At 60.0% G+C, this 17,523-nt stretch carries 18 protein-coding genes and 1 other RNA gene; 16 read left to right on the top strand and 3 right to left on the bottom strand.

The window, feature by feature from the left end:
• Positions 1 to 20 precede the first annotated feature (20 nt).
• From BM254_RS04565 to BM254_RS04555, 3 genes are read right to left on the bottom strand one after another with little or no spacing between them, the layout of a single operon-like run.
• Entirely contained in the window at positions 21 to 968 is a 948-nt protein-coding gene (locus BM254_RS04565; protein WP_091999444.1) for an SDR family oxidoreductase, read from the bottom strand.
• Positions 968 to 1,783, bottom strand: a complete 816-nt coding sequence (locus tag BM254_RS04560) for a lysophospholipid acyltransferase family protein (RefSeq protein WP_091999442.1) — start codon at positions 1,781 to 1,783, stop codon at positions 968 to 970. The genes BM254_RS04565 and BM254_RS04560 overlap by 1 nt, the downstream gene beginning before the upstream one ends.
• A gap of 13 nt (positions 1,784 to 1,796) precedes the next feature.
• A complete protein-coding gene (locus BM254_RS04555) occupies positions 1,797 to 2,717 on the bottom strand; it encodes a D-hexose-6-phosphate mutarotase (protein ID WP_091999437.1) in 921 nt (306 codons plus the stop codon).
• Positions 2,718 to 2,835: 118 nt separating this feature from the next.
• Here BM254_RS04555 and BM254_RS04550 point away from each other — a divergent pair, with 118 nt between their 5' ends.
• The 16 genes from BM254_RS04550 (at position 2,836) to BM254_RS04475 (ending at position 17,509) form a co-directional block, all read left to right on the top strand.
• Positions 2,836 to 3,585 carry a 2OG-Fe(II) oxygenase gene (locus BM254_RS04550; protein ID WP_091999434.1) on the top strand — a complete coding sequence of 250 codons (750 nt, stop codon included), beginning with the start codon at positions 2,836 to 2,838 and terminating at the stop codon, positions 3,583 to 3,585.
• 99 nt (positions 3,586 to 3,684) lie between these two features.
• An RNA gene (gene ffs, locus BM254_RS04545) (signal recognition particle sRNA small type) lies at positions 3,685 to 3,781 on the top strand.
• Positions 3,782 to 3,932: 151 nt separating this feature from the next.
• The gene (gene dnaX, locus BM254_RS04540) at positions 3,933 to 5,795 is read left to right on the top strand and encodes a DNA polymerase III subunit gamma/tau (RefSeq protein ID WP_091999431.1); all 1,863 of its coding nucleotides are present in this window, start codon (positions 3,933 to 3,935) and stop codon (positions 5,793 to 5,795) included.
• A gap of 3 nt (positions 5,796 to 5,798) precedes the next feature.
• Entirely contained in the window at positions 5,799 to 6,122 is a 324-nt protein-coding gene (locus BM254_RS04535; protein WP_091999429.1) for a YbaB/EbfC family nucleoid-associated protein, read from the top strand.
• 32 nt (positions 6,123 to 6,154) lie between these two features.
• Positions 6,155 to 6,757, top strand: a complete 603-nt coding sequence (gene recR, locus BM254_RS04530) for a recombination mediator RecR (protein WP_091999426.1) — start codon at positions 6,155 to 6,157, stop codon at positions 6,755 to 6,757.
• Between the two features lie 17 nt (positions 6,758 to 6,774).
• Positions 6,775 to 7,926 (top strand): ribonuclease D, encoded by a 1,152-nt coding sequence (locus tag BM254_RS04525; protein WP_091999423.1) that lies wholly within the window; start codon positions 6,775 to 6,777, stop codon positions 7,924 to 7,926.
• Complete coding sequence (locus BM254_RS04520) at positions 7,923 to 8,216, top strand: YcgL domain-containing protein (protein WP_091999420.1); 294 nt, start codon at positions 7,923 to 7,925, stop codon at positions 8,214 to 8,216. Before BM254_RS04525 ends, BM254_RS04520 begins: the two co-directional genes overlap by 4 nt.
• Positions 8,213 to 8,659 carry a YcgN family cysteine cluster protein gene (locus BM254_RS04515; protein ID WP_091999418.1) on the top strand — a complete coding sequence of 149 codons (447 nt, stop codon included), beginning with the start codon at positions 8,213 to 8,215 and terminating at the stop codon, positions 8,657 to 8,659. Before BM254_RS04520 ends, BM254_RS04515 begins: the two co-directional genes overlap by 4 nt.
• Positions 8,659 to 9,003: a hypothetical protein gene (locus tag BM254_RS04510; RefSeq protein WP_091999415.1), complete on the top strand. Its 345-nt coding sequence runs from the start codon at positions 8,659 to 8,661 to the stop codon at positions 9,001 to 9,003. Before BM254_RS04515 ends, BM254_RS04510 begins: the two co-directional genes overlap by 1 nt.
• Positions 9,004 to 9,062: 59 nt before the next feature.
• Positions 9,063 to 9,905, top strand: a complete 843-nt coding sequence (locus tag BM254_RS04505) for an AAA family ATPase (protein WP_091999412.1) — start codon at positions 9,063 to 9,065, stop codon at positions 9,903 to 9,905.
• Between the two features lie 22 nt (positions 9,906 to 9,927).
• Complete coding sequence (locus tag BM254_RS04500; protein ID WP_091999409.1) at positions 9,928 to 11,106, top strand: vWA domain-containing protein; 1,179 nt, start codon at positions 9,928 to 9,930, stop codon at positions 11,104 to 11,106.
• 467 nt (positions 11,107 to 11,573) lie between these two features.
• A complete protein-coding gene (locus BM254_RS04495) occupies positions 11,574 to 13,223 on the top strand; it encodes a tetratricopeptide repeat protein (RefSeq protein ID WP_091999407.1) in 1,650 nt (549 codons plus the stop codon).
• Positions 13,220 to 16,027 carry a tetratricopeptide repeat protein gene (locus BM254_RS04490; RefSeq protein ID WP_091999404.1) on the top strand — a complete coding sequence of 936 codons (2,808 nt, stop codon included), beginning with the start codon at positions 13,220 to 13,222 and terminating at the stop codon, positions 16,025 to 16,027. Before BM254_RS04495 ends, BM254_RS04490 begins: the two co-directional genes overlap by 4 nt.
• Positions 16,020 to 16,496 (top strand): tetratricopeptide repeat protein, encoded by a 477-nt coding sequence (locus tag BM254_RS04485; protein ID WP_245777364.1) that lies wholly within the window; start codon positions 16,020 to 16,022, stop codon positions 16,494 to 16,496. Before BM254_RS04490 ends, BM254_RS04485 begins: the two co-directional genes overlap by 8 nt.
• On the top strand, positions 16,496 to 16,825 hold the full coding sequence (locus BM254_RS04480) for a hypothetical protein (RefSeq protein ID WP_175497203.1): 330 nt from the start codon (positions 16,496 to 16,498) through the stop codon (positions 16,823 to 16,825). The genes BM254_RS04485 and BM254_RS04480 overlap by 1 nt, the downstream gene beginning before the upstream one ends.
• A gap of 27 nt (positions 16,826 to 16,852) precedes the next feature.
• Positions 16,853 to 17,509, top strand: a complete 657-nt coding sequence (locus BM254_RS04475; RefSeq protein ID WP_091999398.1) for a MotA/TolQ/ExbB proton channel family protein — start codon at positions 16,853 to 16,855, stop codon at positions 17,507 to 17,509.
• Positions 17,510 to 17,523: the final 14 nt, after the last annotated feature.

Here is a 17,523-nt window from a genome sequence, read left to right as displayed (position 1 = left end):
CCGTGACAGCAGGCCGATGGTTACACCGGTCGCTTGTTCTCCCGATAAAACCGGAAGATTTCCTTCAGGGGCCGTTTCGGCTTGAAATCGAACTCCCTGGCAAACGCTCTGCCGTCGATAACGACAGGATACTTGAAAAAGGCGGTCAGATACGAAGGGAAACTTTTCAGCTTCAGGGTTTTCAGGATCAGGTTCGGGACCACCGGTGGAATGGACGGAATCGGAATGCGCCGGCAGCCGCAGAGTTTGAGTGCGTGCTGGTAGGCCACCCAGTCCTCCGGAGCCACGTTGAAGACCCCGCGAACCGGCTTCTTGTAGGCCCTGACGATGGCATCCGCCATGTCGTCGATATGGATGAACTGCATCATCGGCGAGAAGCCTGCGAGCACGGGCGCATTCTCGCTGGATAACAGGGAACTCATGGTGTTCCGCACGCCGGGCCCGACAATGTTGCAGGGGCGCAGGATGGTGATGTTCAGCTCCGGATACCGCCACAGGTAGATGTTGGCCAGGTTCTCCAGCTCCACCGAATCCACCAGATCCGCACTCAGGCCGGCGGCTTTCAGCGGGGCGGATTCATCGATCAAGGCCGGGTTGTAGGCCACCGCGCCATAGACATGATAGGTGGAGAGCACCACAACCCGTTTGATGCCGTATTTGTGGCTCAGATCCAGCAGTTTCTGGGTGCCCAGCACGTTGGCGTTGTACCGGCGCATCCGGGTCAGCTGGCTGGACTGGATCCGGCCGAGGTGGATGACTCCGTCGAATTCGTAGCGGCGGAAAAGGTCCTCGAACACCCGCTTGGTAAAGTCGATGCAGTAGCTGGGAATGTCATCGCCCAGGTAGACCTGCTCCCGGAAATCCACCGCGACCAGATCGCAATGATCCCGCAGCTGGTTGATGACCCGTTGGGCCAGGGCGCCGGCAGCACCGGTAACGAGGATGTGGGGTCTGCGTTGCTTGGTCATCAGAACAGCTTTTTCCTTTCGCTCAATCCCTTGTCGATGAGGCGGCTGATTTCCGCTTTCACTTGCTCCACCCGTTCGGTCACCAGCTCTTCCGGAATCTCCAGGTCATCAAAGTACATGGGCGGGCCGAAATTCAGGTGCACCTTGGCGGGCAGCACCACCGGCATGGCAACGGGTGCGTAGGGAATTCCTAGCGCCTTGGCCAGTGGCTTGATGTTGGCGATGGCGGGAATGGTCTCCTCGCAGCCAACCACGCCCACGGGCACGATCGGTGCCTTGTACTTCATTGCCAGGTGCATAAAGCCGTTGCCGAAGCGCTTGAGCTGGTAGCGGTCACGGTAGAGCTTGCCCGAGCCACGGACGCCCTCGGGGAACACGATGACGGCCTCGTTATTGGCGAGCATCTTGGCGCAGTTGACCGGGTCGCCGAGCACCGCGCCGAATTCGTTCAGCAGGTTGCCCAGCCAGGGTACAGTGGGAAAGAAACGCTCGATCATGGCCCGGGGAATGCGGGGTTCTTGTTCGCGGGAGGCCAGGGCATAGCCAACCAGGAGCCCGTCAATCGGGAGCTGCCCGCTGTGATTGGCGATGATCAGCACGGGGCCCTCGGCGGGCACGTTCTCCACCCCGTGGGCCTCGACCCGAAAATACTTCTCGTAGATCTGCCGGGTGAGGCTGAAGCCGTATTTCATGACTTCATTGTTGTAGCCCCAGGGATCATACCCCAGCGAGCCGATGGGCTTACGAATTCGATTGATATGCTCGTTGATATCTGCGGGTATCAGTTTGGATTTCAGGTAACTCGCCAGGCTCATCCGTTCTCCCCGGTTATTTGCGTCCGATCAGCACACCCAGGGTGTGGCTCTGGCCGGTATTAAGCACTCTGTAGTCACTGGCTGCATTGGCGGTTTCGACACACAGCATGGTCTTCCAGGCCTCATCGGGAAAATCCGACAGCCGCGCCGCCTTTTCCGGGCCCGGGTTCCAGACCACGGTGGAATCACTGCCCACGGAGGTAAGCTTCCGGCTTCCTGACGGCGTAACGATGGTCAGGGGCTCTCCGCTCTCGTAGATGCGGTCGGTTTCACCTTCGAAATACACCGGGCCTTCCTGGTTCTTGTACTCCCAGTCATCGAGGGTGTCGATGTACTGGCTATAGCCCAGGCCCAGTACCCTCGAGCGGGTCACGTCGGAGGTTGGCAGATAGGTGTGCAGTGCCTGGCTGAAGGCCATCGGCTCTTCGCCCAGATTAGTCGTGGTCAATGCCAGCTGGCAGCCCCGTACCGAGAAGTGGAAAGTGATCAGTGCCAACGCATGGCCGCTCCATACGTTGGCAAAATCCTCGTTGGCGTCCAGGGAAAGGCTGATCTCCACTTCGTGGGCATTCTCCCGAACATCCTCGAGTTTCCAGAGCGCCGTACGGGCGAAACCGTGGGCGCTATTGGTATGGATGCGCTTGCGCACGGCCGGCGCATTCTTGCCGGGATCGCCGAACCAGGGCCAGCATACCGGGATACCGCCGCGAATCGCCCGGCCTGGCTCAAACCGGGCGTCCTTGCTGAGCCAGAGCCAGTCCGGCTCGTCGCTTGGCATGAATTGGGTCAGGTGTGCCCCCTGGAGAAACAGGGTGGCGCGAAACAGCGGGTGATGGACCTCCAGGGCTTCCAATTGGCCGATTGTTTTCCAGCGGGTGAAGGACCACTGGCCCGGAGAAAGGGATCGGGACGGTCTGTGACTGCTTTCTGACATAGACGTATCGGATCAGGTGGCGGTTAAGTGTATCTGCTTATCATCAGAGTAAATTAAAACTGACCGACCGGCGAGATTTGTGCCTAAAATAGCGCCGATTTCCCGAAGAGGCCTGCCCATGGACAATCCGACAGTTACCCCGATCAGAGACCCTCTCTCATTTACAGCAAGCCCTGAACTGGATGTTGTCGCCGGCAGTGACATTCTGGTCGTTGACGCAGGGCAGGCGGGTGCTTCAGATGTCTCTGACGACTGGCTGGATCAGCTGGCGGACGGCCTGAGTGAACACGGCTGGATGTCCCTGGATGTCCGTGACCGGCTGGGGCCTGTTCTGCTGGAAGCGCTGCGTGACGAAGTGGCGATTCTCGATCGCACCGATGCCATGAAAACGGCCGGCATAGGTCGTGGCTCGGACCTGGTCCGGGATCGCGCCGTGCGCCGTGACCGCATTGCCTGGCTGCAGGGAATTACGCCGCCGCAGGCAGAGCTTTTCCGTTTTCTGGATGCCATCCGCTGTGGTTTGAACCAGCGCCTGTTCCTGGGCCTGAAACGATTCGAGACCCACTATGCCACCTATCATCCAGGGGATTTTTACAAGAGGCATCTGGACAGCTTCCGAGGCCGTGCTTCCCGGGTGGTCAGCCTGGTTCTGTATCTGAATGAGGGGTGGGCCCCGGAGGATGGCGGTGCCTTGCAGGTATTTAACCGGGATAACGAGAACGAGGTGTGCGGAATGATCGTTCCCGAGGCCGGCCGGATGGCCCTGTTCCTGAGCGAGGAAATTCCCCACGAAGTACTGCCGGCAAATCGCACCCGGTACAGTCTGGCCTGCTGGTTCCGGCAGGATGAGGTACCGCTGCCGCTGTGAATTTCCCGGCCGGCAGATTTCCCGTTGTAGTCTGCAGGTCCATTTGCTAATATGCGCGCCGCTTTCGAGGGAAACCCCGGAGCGTCGTTATGGTGGCCCCATTGGTGCCTCCGCAACATGAAACCGTGAACCCGGTCAGGCCCGGAAGGGAGCAGCCGAAGCGGTGGATTTGTGTGCCGGAGATCTGCTGGTGGGGTCACCCCCAGTTTTCCCCCTCCCGATTTGTTAATCCCCTGATTCTTCGCCCGTAATTGTGCTTCAGTCCCCGTGACCGAGTGCCAACTTTGCTTCTTATCAAAGCGGGTCCATGCTATGGTTAATCGCATTTTCACAGCAGTTGACGGAACATGAGCTACCAGGTACTTGCCCGAAAATGGCGCCCCCGCACCTTCCAGGACATGGTGGGCCAGGAACACGTGCTTCAGGCGTTGATCCATGCCCTGGAAAACCAGCGTCTGCACCATGCCTACCTGTTTACCGGCACCCGCGGTGTGGGCAAGACCACCATTGGCCGTCTGCTGGCCCGTTGCCTTAACTGTGAAACCGGTGTCACCCCGAACCCGTGCGGGGAGTGCACCAGTTGCCAGGAAATTCAGGAAGGCCGGTTTGTTGACCTGATCGAGATCGATGCGGCCTCCCGCACCGGCGTCGATGACATGCGGGAACTCACCGATAATGTCCAGTACGCGCCGACCCGTGGCCGCTACAAGGTGTACCTCATTGACGAGGTGCACATGCTTACCAACCAGTCCTTCAACGCGTTCCTGAAAACCCTGGAAGAGCCGCCGGAGCATGTAAAGTTCCTGCTGGCCACCACTGATCCCCAGAAGCTTCCGGTTACCGTCCTGTCCCGGTGTCTGCAGTTCAACCTCAAGCGCATGACCCCGGAACACATTGCCGGCCACCTCAAGCATGTACTGACTGAAGAGGGAATTCCCTTCGAGGAACCGGCACTGTGGCTGCTGGCCCGCGCCGCCGACGGCAGTATGCGGGATGCCCTGAGCCTGACCGATCAGGCCATTGCCTTTGGGAACCAGAAGCTCGCCGCCAGTGATGTCAGCAACATGCTGGGCACCATTGACCAGCGGGACATCGAACGCATCGTTAATGCCCTGGTGGAACGTGATGGCCCGGGACTGCTCTCGGAAATCGCAAGGATCTCGGAGTTCGCCCCGGATTACAGTGTGATCCTGGCGGATCTGCTGTCCTTGTTCCATCGGGTCACCATGGAACAGGTGGTGCCGGGCAGTGCCGATAATGCCCTGGGCGATGCCAATCAGGTCCAGGAACTGGCCCGGAAACTCAGCGCCGAGGATGCCCAGCTGTTCTACCAGGCCGCCCTGATGGGCCGTAAGGACCTGGATATCACCCCGGATGCCCGCATGGGCTTTGAAATGACCCTGCTGAGGATGCTGGCGTTCCGCCCGGGTACTGACCGGAGGGAACCGCCGACGGTGCGTTCCGGTGGTGACTCGGCCGCGGGCGAAGCCCGGGATGAGCCCGGGCCTGCCGCTGCGCCGAAGGTAGCGGAGACTGCGCCTCAGGAGCCGGCAGCAGTCACACCCGCGCCCGAAGTAACTCGGGTCGCAGCTCCGGAGCCGGAGCCGATTCCTCAACCAGAGCCGGCGCCAGAACCGGCACCTGTTTATGAGGAGCCACCACTACCCGAAGAGCCACCCGAGGTGGAACCCGATTTCGGATACGAGCCGGAACCACCTGAGGCTGGCCCCGGGCCAGAGGCAGAAGTGGAAGCAAAGCCGGAACCCGAGCCGGAACCTGAATCTGAGCCTGCGCCCGCGCCGGTCGTTGAAGAACCGAGCGGCGACTTCGTCTGGGAGCGGGATTTCCGGGATCTTGGCATCGTGGGTATGCCCGGTAACCTGGCCAGCCAGACCGCCATGGTTCGGGACGGCGATACCATCGTACTCACTATCGACGATGGCCATGCCCGCCTGCTCAATGCCCGGCACGAGGAAAAAATCGCCACTGCCTTGAGAAACCGCTTTGGCGACTCCATCGAGTTACGCATAGAGCAGGGCGAACCCGGGCCGCATACGCCAGCCGCGTATGAGGAACGGCAGCGCCAGGCACGCCAGCAAGCGGCGGAGGACGCCATCCGTAAGGATCCGGTGGTCCAGTCCATCGTTGAACGATTTGAGGCGCGGATAGTCGAAGACAGTATCCGGCCCATAGAGACCAGCAGGAGATAGAACATGTTTAACGACATGGGCGATCTGATGAAAAAAGCCCAGCAAATGCAGGAAGAGATGAAGAAGGCTCAGGAAGAGATCGCCAAGGCCGAAGTGACTGGCGAGGCCGGAGCGGGCCTGGTGAAAGTCACCATGAACGGCCGTCATGATGTGAGCCGGGTCGAGATTGATCCTTCGCTCATGTCCGAAGAGAAAGAGATTCTCGAGGACCTTCTTGCCGCCGCGGTGAACGACGCTGTTCGCCGGGTTGAGGCCAACCAGAAAGAAAAGATGTCCGGAATGATGTCGGGAATGGGCATGCCCCCCGGTTTCAAGATGCCGTTCTGATCCGTTCGTCTGTTGTATTCCGAGGATAGTTGATGGCTTTCAGTCCACTGGTTGATGAACTGGTCGAATCCCTGCGCTGCCTTCCGGGCGTTGGTCAGAAAACGGCCCAGCGCATGGCTTTCCATCTGCTGGAGCGTGGCCGGTCGGGGGGCACCCGTTTGTCCGAGGCCCTGCGCACGGCGATGGACGGCGTGCGCCGCTGCGAATCCTGCCAGAACTTCGCCGATACCGAGATCTGCGGGATCTGTGAGAACCCGACCCGCAAGAACGGCACCCTGTGCGTGGTGGAAAGCCCCTCCGATCTGCTGGCCATTGAGCAGGCTGGCGACTACAAGGGTGGTTACTTTGTGCTGATGGGCCATCTTTCGCCCATCGATGGCGTCGGCCCCGAAGAAATTGGTATCGAACGCCTGCTGAGACGCGTCCAGGACGAAGGGGTGACCGAGCTGATTCTCGCCACCAACCCCACCGTCGAGGGCGAGGCGACGGCCCATTACATTGCCGACCGACTCGATGGCCGGAACATCCTCATCACCCGTCTGGCCCATGGCATCCCGGTGGGTGGAGAGCTGGGCTATGTTGACGGCTTCACTCTGACCCACGCCTTCCGCGGTCGAAAACCACTCTCCGAATAGGCTAACCAGGCTTCCCTATGGCATCTTCTTCACCGGCCGTGGCCGTTCCCCCGGCCCCCGAGATCATTCACTGGATCGAGACTCCCCAGGAACTGGACAGTTGGCTGGCACCGGCATCACCGGACCAGCCCCTTGCCCTTGACACCGAGTTTGAACGGGTCAACACCTTCTATCCCATCCCCGGGTTGGTTCAGCTGGGCCTGGGCGATCAGTACTGCCTGGTTGATCCGGACGTAGCCGAGGCCTCTGCGGTGTTCCGGGAGGTATTGGCAAACCCCGAGGTTGCCAAGCTCCTGTATGCCATGAGCGAGGACCTGGAGCTGTTCCGCCATTGGCTGGGGATCGAGCTAAAAGGGGTGGTGGATCTCCAGATTGGTGCGGCCATGGCCGGCGCCGGTTTTTCCCTGGGGTATGCCCGCCTGGTGGAAACCTTGTTCGGGGAAACCCTGGACAAATCCGCTACCCGTTCCGACTGGCTGGCCCGTCCCCTGAGCGAAGCACAGCAGCGATATGCCGTGGACGACATCCGCTTTCTCGAGCCCATGTGCCATTGGGTAATGGATTCCCTCAGGCCCCGCGGCCTGGTCGAGGCTCTGTTCGAGGAGTCACAGCGGTTTGCCTCCGAGCTTGCCGCCCAGGACGATCCGGAGCAGCATTACCTCAAGTTGCGGGGTGGCTGGACCCTGAACCCCGAGCAACAGGCCGTTCTGAAGGAACTGGTGCGTTGGCGGGAGGGGGAGTGCCAGCGTCGGGACATGCCCCGTAACCGGGTGTTTGCCGATGCCCTGTTGATACTGGTTGCCGAACGGTTGCCGGAGTCGATGCATGCGCTGGGGGATATCCAGGGCATACCCTCGGGAGCAGTTCGCCGTTACGGTGAAACCATACTCAAACTTGTCCGCGAGGCCCGTGGTGCCGATAATTCCGGGCTTGAGCGGATTGCACCACCATTGAGTCGTGACCAGCAGGCGGATTTCAAGCAGTTGAAGCGTACTGTCAAAAAGGTTGCGGAAGCTGCTGATATTCCGATGGAACTGGTTGCCCCGAGGAAGCGTCTTGAGAAACTGATGCAGGATCGGACGTTGCAAGGCAACCCGTTTTTCCAGGGCTGGCGCGGAGAGTTGCTGGCGCCGGTACGAAGCCAGATCGAGGACATACTGAAGCAATGAAAGAGCGGGAATTTATCTCCGTATTCAAAAGCAGCCGTAAGGCGGATACCTACGTATTCGTGCGCCGGGGGCAGGACTGGGATGAGCTCCCCGAGGGCCTTCGCGGCATCTTCGGTGCGCCGATCCATTCCATGGACCTGCTGCTGACTCCGGACCGCAAGCTCGCCAGGACCACCGGCCAGCAGGTTCTGGAAGCCATCAGGGAAAAGGAGTTTTACCTGCAGATGCCCGAAGAGCAGGAGGGCTACGTGGTCGAGTTCAAGCGCAAGCTGGAGCAAAACGAAAAATGATTGCCCAGATCCCGTTCTGGCAGCGTAAACGCCTGGACGAGATGACTCCTCAGGAGTGGGAATCCCTGTGCGATGGCTGTGGCAAATGCTGCCTGGCGAAGCTCGAGGATGAAGATACCGGCGAGGTCTACCATACCGATCTTGTGTGCCGGTATATGGATCAGGATACCTGCCGGTGCACAGTGTATTCCGAACGACTGCAGAAAGTCCCCGGCTGCACCGTGATCACGCCCGAGACCGTCGGGGATTACTACTGGCTACCCTATACCTGCGCCTATCGCTCACTGGCCGAAGGCCGTGGGCTGGCGGCCTGGCACCCGCTAAGGAGCGGGGATCCGGAGTCCGTGCACGAGGCCGGCATTTCGGTGCGCCACAGGGTGATTTCCGAAGAACAGGTGCCTGAAGAAGACTGGGAAGAACACATCATTCACTGGGTATTGTAATGTTAGACGCGGATACACAAATGGCCTACGGGATTTTCTGGGCCGCATATGCCATTGCCTTCGTAATATTCTTCTACATGATGAAGCGGCTGTTCCGCTTCATTCCCCTGTATGGCGCTCGCACCCTGCTGTTGTCGGCGTTGATGGTGCTCCTGCTGACACCGGTCGAGTCGCCGGATGTGGCAGGCTGGTGGATGCCCGCCTGGCTCTATGGGGGGTACGAGTTGATCCTGGGCCACGTGGAGACCGCCAGCATGGCGTGGTTCAACTTCGGCCTCGCGGGCCTGGTGATGTTGTTGGTATGGATCCTGGACCTGGTACGCTATCGCCTCGTTAAACGATGAGCGCTGCCTGACCCGCTATTGATCAGAAACTTGAAAAGTAATCGACAGGAATTGAGAGCATGAAGTTTACCGGTACCGAGAAGTATGTAGCCACCGATGACCTGCAAATGGCCGTCAACGCCGCGATTGCGCTCCAGCGCCCGCTGCTGATCAAGGGCGAGCCCGGCACCGGCAAAACACTGCTGGCGGAGGAGATGGCATCGGCCCTGGGCATGAGGCTGATTCCCTGGCACATCAAATCCACCACCAAGGCCCAGCAGGGCCTCTATGAATATGATGCGGTCTCCCGCCTGCGTGATTCCCAGCTGGGCGATGAGAAGGTCAAGGACATCAGCAACTACATCGTCAAGGGCAAGCTCTGGGAAGCCTTCGAATCCGAAGAGCAGGTGGTACTGCTGATCGACGAGATCGACAAGGCCGATATCGAGTTCCCGAACGACCTGTTGCTCGAACTCGATCGCATGGAGTTCTTCGTTTACGAGACCCAGCAGTTCGTCAAGGCAAAGCACCGCCCGATCGTGGTCATCACCAGTAACAACGAGAAGGAACTGCCGGACGCTTTCCTGCGCCGCTGTTTCTTCCATTACATCAGCTTCCCGGACCACGAGACCATGCAGAACATCGTGGACGTACACTTCCCGAACCTGCAGCAGGAGATTGTCCGGGATGCCCTGGAAGTCTTCTTCGATGTGCGCAAGGTGCCGGGGCTGAAGAAAAAGCCGTCCACCTCCGAGCTGATCGACTGGCTGAAGCTGCTGATGGCCGATGAACTGACCGCCAAGGCCCTGCAGGAGAAGGATACGGGAACGGCGTTGCCGCCGCTGTATGGCGCCCTGGTGAAGAACGAGCAGGACGTGCACCTGTTGCAGAAGCTGGCTTTCATGGCACGCCGTCGCAACTGATTTCCGGCAAGAGTTCCGCTTTATGTTGATTGATTTCTTTCTCGAAGTGCGGCGGGCCAAGGTGCCCGCCAGCCTGCGCGAATTCCTCGATCTGCTGGAGGCCCTGCAGAACCGCCTGGCCTTCGCCGACATGGAGGAGTTCTACTACCTGGCGCGCCTGTGCCTGGTGAAGGACGAGCGCCACTTCGACAAGTTCGATCGTGCCTTCCAGGCTTATTTCGAAGGCATCCAGAACCTGGATGACCTGCTGGAAGCCCTGATCCCCGACGATTGGCTCCGGGCCGAGTTCGAGAAGCACCTCAGCGATGAGGAAAAGGCGAAGATCGACTCCCTGGGTGGTCTGGAGGAGCTGATCGAAACCTTCAAGAAGCGCATGGAAGAGCAGAAGGAGCGGCACGCCGGCGGCAACAAATGGATCGGTACCGGCGGTACCTCACCTTTCGGCGCCAACGGCTACAACCCCGAAGGCTTCCGCATCGGCCAGAAGAACGGTCGTCAGGGAAGGGCGGTCAAGGTCTGGGAGAAACGGGAATTCCGTGACCTGGACGACAGCATCACCCTGGGGATCCGCAACATCAAGGTGGCCCTCCGTCGGTTGCGCAAGTTTGCGCGCCAGGGCGCGGCCGACCAGCTGGACATGGATGACACCATCCGTTCCACCGCCCGCAATGCCGGTTACCTCGATCTCAAGATGGTTCCCGAGCGCCACAATGCGGTGAAGGTGCTGATCTTTTTTGACGTGGGCGGCTCCATGGACCCGCACATCCGTGTCTGTGAAGAGCTGTTTTCGGCGGCCCGGCTCGAGTTCAAGCACATGGAGTATTTCTACTTCCACAACTTCATTTATGAAAATGTGTGGAAGAACAATGTCCGGCGCATGAACGAGACCACCAGCACCTGGGACATCCTCCACAAGTACACGCCGGACTACAAAGTCATCTTTGTCGGCGATGCCACCATGGCGCCCTATGAAATCTCCCACCCCGGCGGTTCCATCGAACACTGGAACGAAGAAGCCGGCGCCACCTGGTTCCAGCGCGTGACCGATCACTTCCGCAAGGTGGTCTGGCTCAACCCGCTGCCGGAGAGTTACTGGGGCACCGGTGGCTCGCTGGGCATGACCCGGCAGCTGGTGAATGATCATATGTATCCGCTGACTATCGATGGGCTTGAATCGGCGATGAGGCAGCTCAGCAAGTGAGAACGGGGCCGGGTGTGAAAATGAGGTCCGGTGTGAAAAGGGGGCCGGTGTGAAAATGGGGTCAGATGAAAGCTTTCATCTGACCCCGTCTTGGACTTAAACAAAAAAAAGCCGATGCGGTTGAGGGCATCGGCAAAAGCTCGGCATATTTAGCGGGTTTGCCTTGCCGGCACTCCCGCCGCGGTAGCTAATGCAACTGCCAGGCCATCTAAAAAAACTATCGTAAAATCAGACCGGTATTAATGCCTGAAGGCTCATGCCCTACAGTCCCACCGGTCCCTTCCCCCCGCTCCTGTCAAAAAAACCGACATTTCCTGTTTCTCATTTGGTGATCTGGATACCGTTCTTGGTGGTAACCAGGTGTTACGCTTCCTCTCACTTTGTAACGGAATATTGCCGGAATTATACGGGGCAGGAGAGGTATGTTCGGCTCACCAAAACCACAAGGACGCCGACGGAATAACTGGTTGACCGACGTCTTCATCAGGCTGCTGGCCGTGCTGTTCTTCTGTTCCGCAGCCGCTGCTTCAACCCTGGACGACGACATTGCCGCCTTCACGGAAGATGCTGGCCGACACTCCGCAAGCATCCAGTCCCTTGAAAGCAATCAACTTCGACCACTCGGTACCCGACTGACAGTTTTCCTGACACTTGATTCCGGCGGCGGGCTCGATCTGGATTCGCTTGACCTGTTTATCGACAGCCGGCCGGTTGTCTCCAAGGTTTACGCCCTGCAGGAACAACCCGTTCTGAACGCTGATGGGGCCGAACAGCTGTATGTCGGCCATGTGGCTAGGGGTGACCATGAACTGAAGGTGGTGGTTACCGCCCGTTCGGCCGACGGAGATTTCGTTCGGCGGGAGGCTACCCACCTGTTCACCAAGCACTCCAGGGCCCTCGCCGTTCGCCTGAACCTGAGCGCCAGTGCACCGGATTTCGAACCACGGGTTTCCTTTGACGTAAAGCAGGTCTCCGAGGAAGAAATTGCCTTTGATGATCCAGACGTCAACCGCGCCCCCGATCACGATAGCCCGTCCTCCCATGCCGAGGCGCATCGCAAAGCCAGGTTCGATCTGGCGGAGAGTCACCGAAACGCAGGCAGACTCCAGAAAGCCGGAGAAATCCTGGCGGCCATGCCGGAGGGCTATTGGGCGGCAGCGGGTTATTTGAACCTCGCCAGTGATTTCGCAAGAGAGGATCTTGACCCGTCCCGGGCGCTTGTGGCCCTGAGAGTGGCGATGGCTATGGCGAAGGCCGAGGATGGCAACGAGCGCAGCCGGCACCTGCATGATGAGGCACTGCTTCGGGCGGGATACCTGGCCTATCGAAACGGCGAACTCGAAAAGGCGATCGGCTTCCTTGAATCGGTTTCCCTGGATAGCCCCAGCACGCCCCGGGCCCTTTATGTTCACGGACTCGCCCTGACCGAACGGGGCAACCACCGCGCGGCCATGCAGAGCTGGCACAGGGCCCGGAAGTTTCCGCTGGCCTATCCCGGCGCGGCCGAAGCCTGGATCGGAATGGGACGGGGCTACGACCTTGCCGGCTATCTCGGCCAGGCCGGGGAAGCCTATCTTGCGGCCAATGCCGCCTGTGAGAGTGAGCGGGTTGTATTGCGGACCCTCAAGGATCAGGTTCGCAATGAAGGGGCCTACCAAGCCCTGGTTGCCGATGTCAAAGCCTCCGACCTGGAATGGTTCCTGGCAGACAGCCGTTCCATGCAGCAACCCAGATTGGCTTATCTGCTGGAATTCCTGAAAAAGCCGCAGGCACAGCGAGCGGTTGGCCGGGTTGCGGCGCTGGCTGCCCTGGAGAAGCGACTGACGACCCATTCCCACGATCTGGAAGTGTTTGCCGGTGCACTTAAGTCATCTCAGGCTTCGGTTCCAGAGACGGCCGTTACCAAGGTGACCCAGCTCCAGGGGTCGAATGATCGCTACCTCAAGCGTCTGGCGGATTTGCGAAACGCCGCCGAGGAAGAGCTCGACAAACAGGTGCTGGCGTTCCTGGATCACCAGGACCAGCGGATGGTTTTCGCACTGAACAAGACTGAACAGCAGATTGCCCACCTCTATGAGTATCTGGCCCTGGAAAGCCTGGGAGGGAGGGGCCAATGAACCTGTCTTACCGTTTTCTGTTCCTGGCCGTTGTGCTGGCAGCGCCTGTCGCTGCCCAGGAAAGCTTCCGCGTGGAACTGGGCCGTGATGGCAAAACCATCGGTGACATGCGGCCGGTGTTCCTGAAGTTTGAAAGCCGACCACTGCCTGCCATATCGCCCGCGGAAGTGGCCAGGCGTTACCAGCGCTTGTTCGAAAACTCCGACGAGCCGGAAGTCCGAGTGGATGCCCTGAACCGGCTGACCAATATCCGGGATCGCTCGGGCCAGGACGTGGGCTATTCGCCCGAGCAGGAACCGGAAATCTATGAGGAAGTCCTGGGCAGCTACGAGTCCATTCTCGCCCGTGGTTCTTTCTCCGGCCGCCTCGATGAACTGCTTTACCAGATGGCCAAGGCCCATGCGCTGACCGGAGAGGCGGGAGCATCCATTCAGCGTTTGAAACAGCTGGTAGGCCTTTATCCGAACTCACCACTGGTACCGGAAGCAAGGTTCCGCATCGCCGAGTCTGCCTTTGCCAACGGACAGTTCGCCGAAGCCGAGACCGGCTACCGCGCATTGCTGGAAGGCGAGGGCGGTGAGGCTCTGAAAGCCAAGGCCCGATACATGCTTGGCTGGAGCCAGTTCAAACAGGGGGAACATGCCTGGGAGCGCGCCGCGGCTACTTTCCAGGCCGTGCTCGACGGCTTCTTGCCGACCGCCGAGAGCATCCGGCAGGTACCCGAATCCTCGGTGGAGACAATTGATGACACCTTGAGGGTTTTGGCACTGATGGCCTCCCGCACCCGGGGATTGGCCACTCTTGACCAGTGGTTTGATTCGGGCTCGGTGCGCCCCTGGGAACCATTGGTCTTTGACCGGCTGGCAGATCTGTACGCGATTACCGGGAAGTATGAGGCCAGCGTGGCCGTGAACGAGGCGTTTCATCGTCGATACCCGCAACACGCCAGCACCCCCCGCTTCCTTGCACAGATAGTGGAGGTCTGGCAGATGGCGGGTGACGACCGGAAAGTGCGACAGGCCAGGGCCGGCTATGTTGCTGCCTACAGTCCTGACACTGCATTCTCTCTGCTGGAACCGAGGGGACAGTCACGCTGGCGTGAATACGCCCGCTGGCTGGCGGACACCAGCTACGAGGCAGCAACCGGGCTTTCCGACAGGGGCGAGCTTGAATCGTCGCTCCCGTTGTTTGCCGAGGCTGCGGGTTATTACGAAACGCTGGCGCCAAGGGCAGCGAATGCCGGGCCGATATGGCGCCTGGCGGGTGATGCGCGCCTTCAGGCCCGGCAGCGCCGCGAGGCACTGGAGAATTTCAGAACGGCAGCCTATGAAGCCGGTAACTACAGTGAAGCCGCCGATGCCGGCTGGGCAGCGGTCGTTCTGCAACGGGATCGGGTGATAAACGAGGCTCGCACGGAATTGGAGCTACTGGCAGCGGAAGTGGACCAGTTTGCCTCCACCTTTGAGACGGATGCGAGAGTGCCTGGTGCCCAGGCTGACCTTGCCACCCGATGGCTGGAGATCGAAAACTATAACCAGGCTGCAGCCTATGCCGGTGCCGTTCTGATGCGCGGCGATGCCGCCACCAAAGAGCAGTACGCAGCATGGCTGATCACAGCACGAGTGCGCCAGGCCCAACAGGAATTCGGTCTGGCGGAGCGGGCCTGGAGGCAGGCCCTGAGGCTGATTGATTCAAGTGAACCGGAGGTTCTGGCCTCGGATGATCGCGATCTGATTCTGAAGCAGCTGGCGACCTCGGTCTATCGTCAGGGCGAGCGCGCGGCCGAAACCGGCAAGGTGGCAGAAGCGGTGGCCCACTTTCGGCGGGTGGGACAGGTCCTGCCGGAGGCGGAAATTGCCATTCGGGGCCGGTTTGATGCCGCCAACACGCTGTTGAAGGCATCCGAGTGGCAGCCGGCGGTGAATGAGTTGCAGTGGTTCCGGCGTAGTTACCCAAACCATCACCTGGCCCGGGATATTGGCGAGAAACTGGTGTATGCCTACAGCCAATCCGGCCAGCCGGGCCGGGCGGCGGATGAGCTGCTCGCACTGGCTTCTGGCCAGGCCAACCCCTGGCCGGACAAATTGCGCGCGGCCGCTCTTTATCACGAGGCCGGTGACACCGGGCAGAGGGATGATCTTTACATTGAATACCTGGCCACCGGGCCGTCCCCAGCCAGTGCCGAGGATCACATCCTACTCCAGACCATGCGCCACCATCTGCTGGTCTCGGCCCGCGATCCGGGCAAGATTCGGGCCGCGATCGTGGAAGCAGAGCTGGCCAGCGAGTGGCACTCGGCGGACACACTGCAGTGGAGTGCTGCCAGCGCAATCGTTCTGGGCAGCCATGCGGCTGCGGTCTTCGCCGACATTCCCCTGAACCATCCCCTTGCCGAGTCCCTTGATCGCAAACAGTCTGCGCTTGAAGCCGCTCGGGCCCGGTTTGCCCAGGCGGAGCGATTCGGTGGTGAAGCGGTGCGCTCGGAAATCCTTTACCGACGGGCCGAGCTATACCGCGAGCTGGCCCAGGACCTGATGGCCTCTGAGGTGCCAGCAGAGCTAAATGAGATGGAAGCGATGCAGTACCAGATGCTTTTGGAGGAGGAAGCCTATCCCTTTGAGGAGAAAGCCCTGAACCTGCATGCCGAAAACCATGGGCGAATTGCCGAAACCGGCTATGACGACTGGATCGGTCGAAGCCTCGAGGCGCTGGCCCGGCTGCACCCGGGGCGCTACGAACGCTCGATACGCTGGATGAGCGGGAATGCCCCGGAAGTAAATAGGGAGGAGGGTGATGATGCCTGATTTCCGCCTGTGCCGGTTGTTGGGTTTGCTTGGAGCTCTCTGGCTGGCCGGCTGTGCCGGTCCCGCCGTGGAGCAGCAAGCCGCAGAGCCCGAAACCGATCCTGCACTGGCTGCCGAGCATGCCAGGCGAGCCATGAGCGCATGGGAACAGGGTGCCCGGGAGGCGGCCATTGAAATCTGGCGTCAGGCCGTAGCACTCAATCCGGAAGACCCGGTGGCGATCAACAATCTGGCCCTGGCCCTGAAAGAACAGTACCGGTTCGCGGAGGCGGCGGACTTGCTGGAGCAGGGTGTGACCAGGTCCCCCGGGGTAGCCGAGTTGCATTACAACCTGGCGGTGATCTCGGAACTCTATCTGCTGGAGCTGGACAAGGCGCTGACCCATTACCGGGCATACCAGAACCTGGTCAATGAGGAAGACGCTGAAGTGGACGGGTGGATTGCGGATCTTGAAAGGAGGCTCCAGTGATGAAACGGATTGCCGACCTGGCCAAACCGCTGGCTTTGCTGATCGTGTTCGCTACCACTGCTATTGCCGGGGAAAACACAACGCCGGAGAAAGAGCGCGCAAACCTGGAGATTGCCGGGATATCCGCCACCAACGGCGAGGATGAACCGCGAATTCTTTTCATTTTGCCCTGGCAACCCCCAAGCCTGCCTCGCAGGCCCCGGGCAGAACTTGAAGACCAGGCCCCGGAGCTGGAGCAGCCCATTGATCCCATGGTGGTGGAACGTCATCGCAGGTTCCGGAACACCCTGGATCCCATGACCCTGGACCCACAAGGCATTCAGCCTTAACCGAGCAGTAGAAACGGGAGAATAACAATGCTGGAAACAATCGTTCGTTTTTTTCAGGAAGGTGGCCCCTTCATGTACCCGATTGCCGTGGTACTGGCCCTCGGGCTGGCCATCGCCCTTGAGCGCTTTATCTTTCTGGCCTCGGTGGGCCGGAAAAACCGTGTCACGTTCGAAAAGGGCATCCTGCCACTGTTACAGAAACGGGATTACCAGCGGGCGATGAAAGCTGCCAGCCACTCCAACAGTGCGATCGGCTCGATCATGGGGGCAGGCCTTGGTCGCCTGGTCAGCAACAGTCGACGGGAGGATATTGAGTACGCCATGGAAGAAGGGCTGATGGAAGTCCTGCCCAGGCTGGAAAAACGCACCCAATATCTGGCGACCCTGGCCAATATCGCGACCCTGCTGGGGCTGTTGGGCACCATTATCGGTCTGATCTCTGCATTCACGGCGGTTGCTGCCGCCGATCCCGCCCAGAAGGCCAGCCTGCTCTCCGAGAGTATCTCCGTTGCCATGAACACCACGGCTTTCGGCCTGATGTCGGCGATTCCACTGCTGATGTTTCATGCCCTGCTGCAGACCCGCACCAATGAAATCGTGGACAGCTTCGAGATGGCCGGGGTCAAGTTGTTGAACCTGGTCTCCGAGCCAACACCGTCCGGCGCCAGCGGCGCGGCAGCGTGAAGCTGGCAGCGGTC

The organism is Marinobacter pelagius (assembly GCF_900114925.1).
GTDB lineage: Bacteria > Pseudomonadota > Gammaproteobacteria > Pseudomonadales > Oleiphilaceae > Marinobacter > Marinobacter pelagius.
This window is presented reverse-complemented; position numbering and strand designations above follow the sequence as displayed.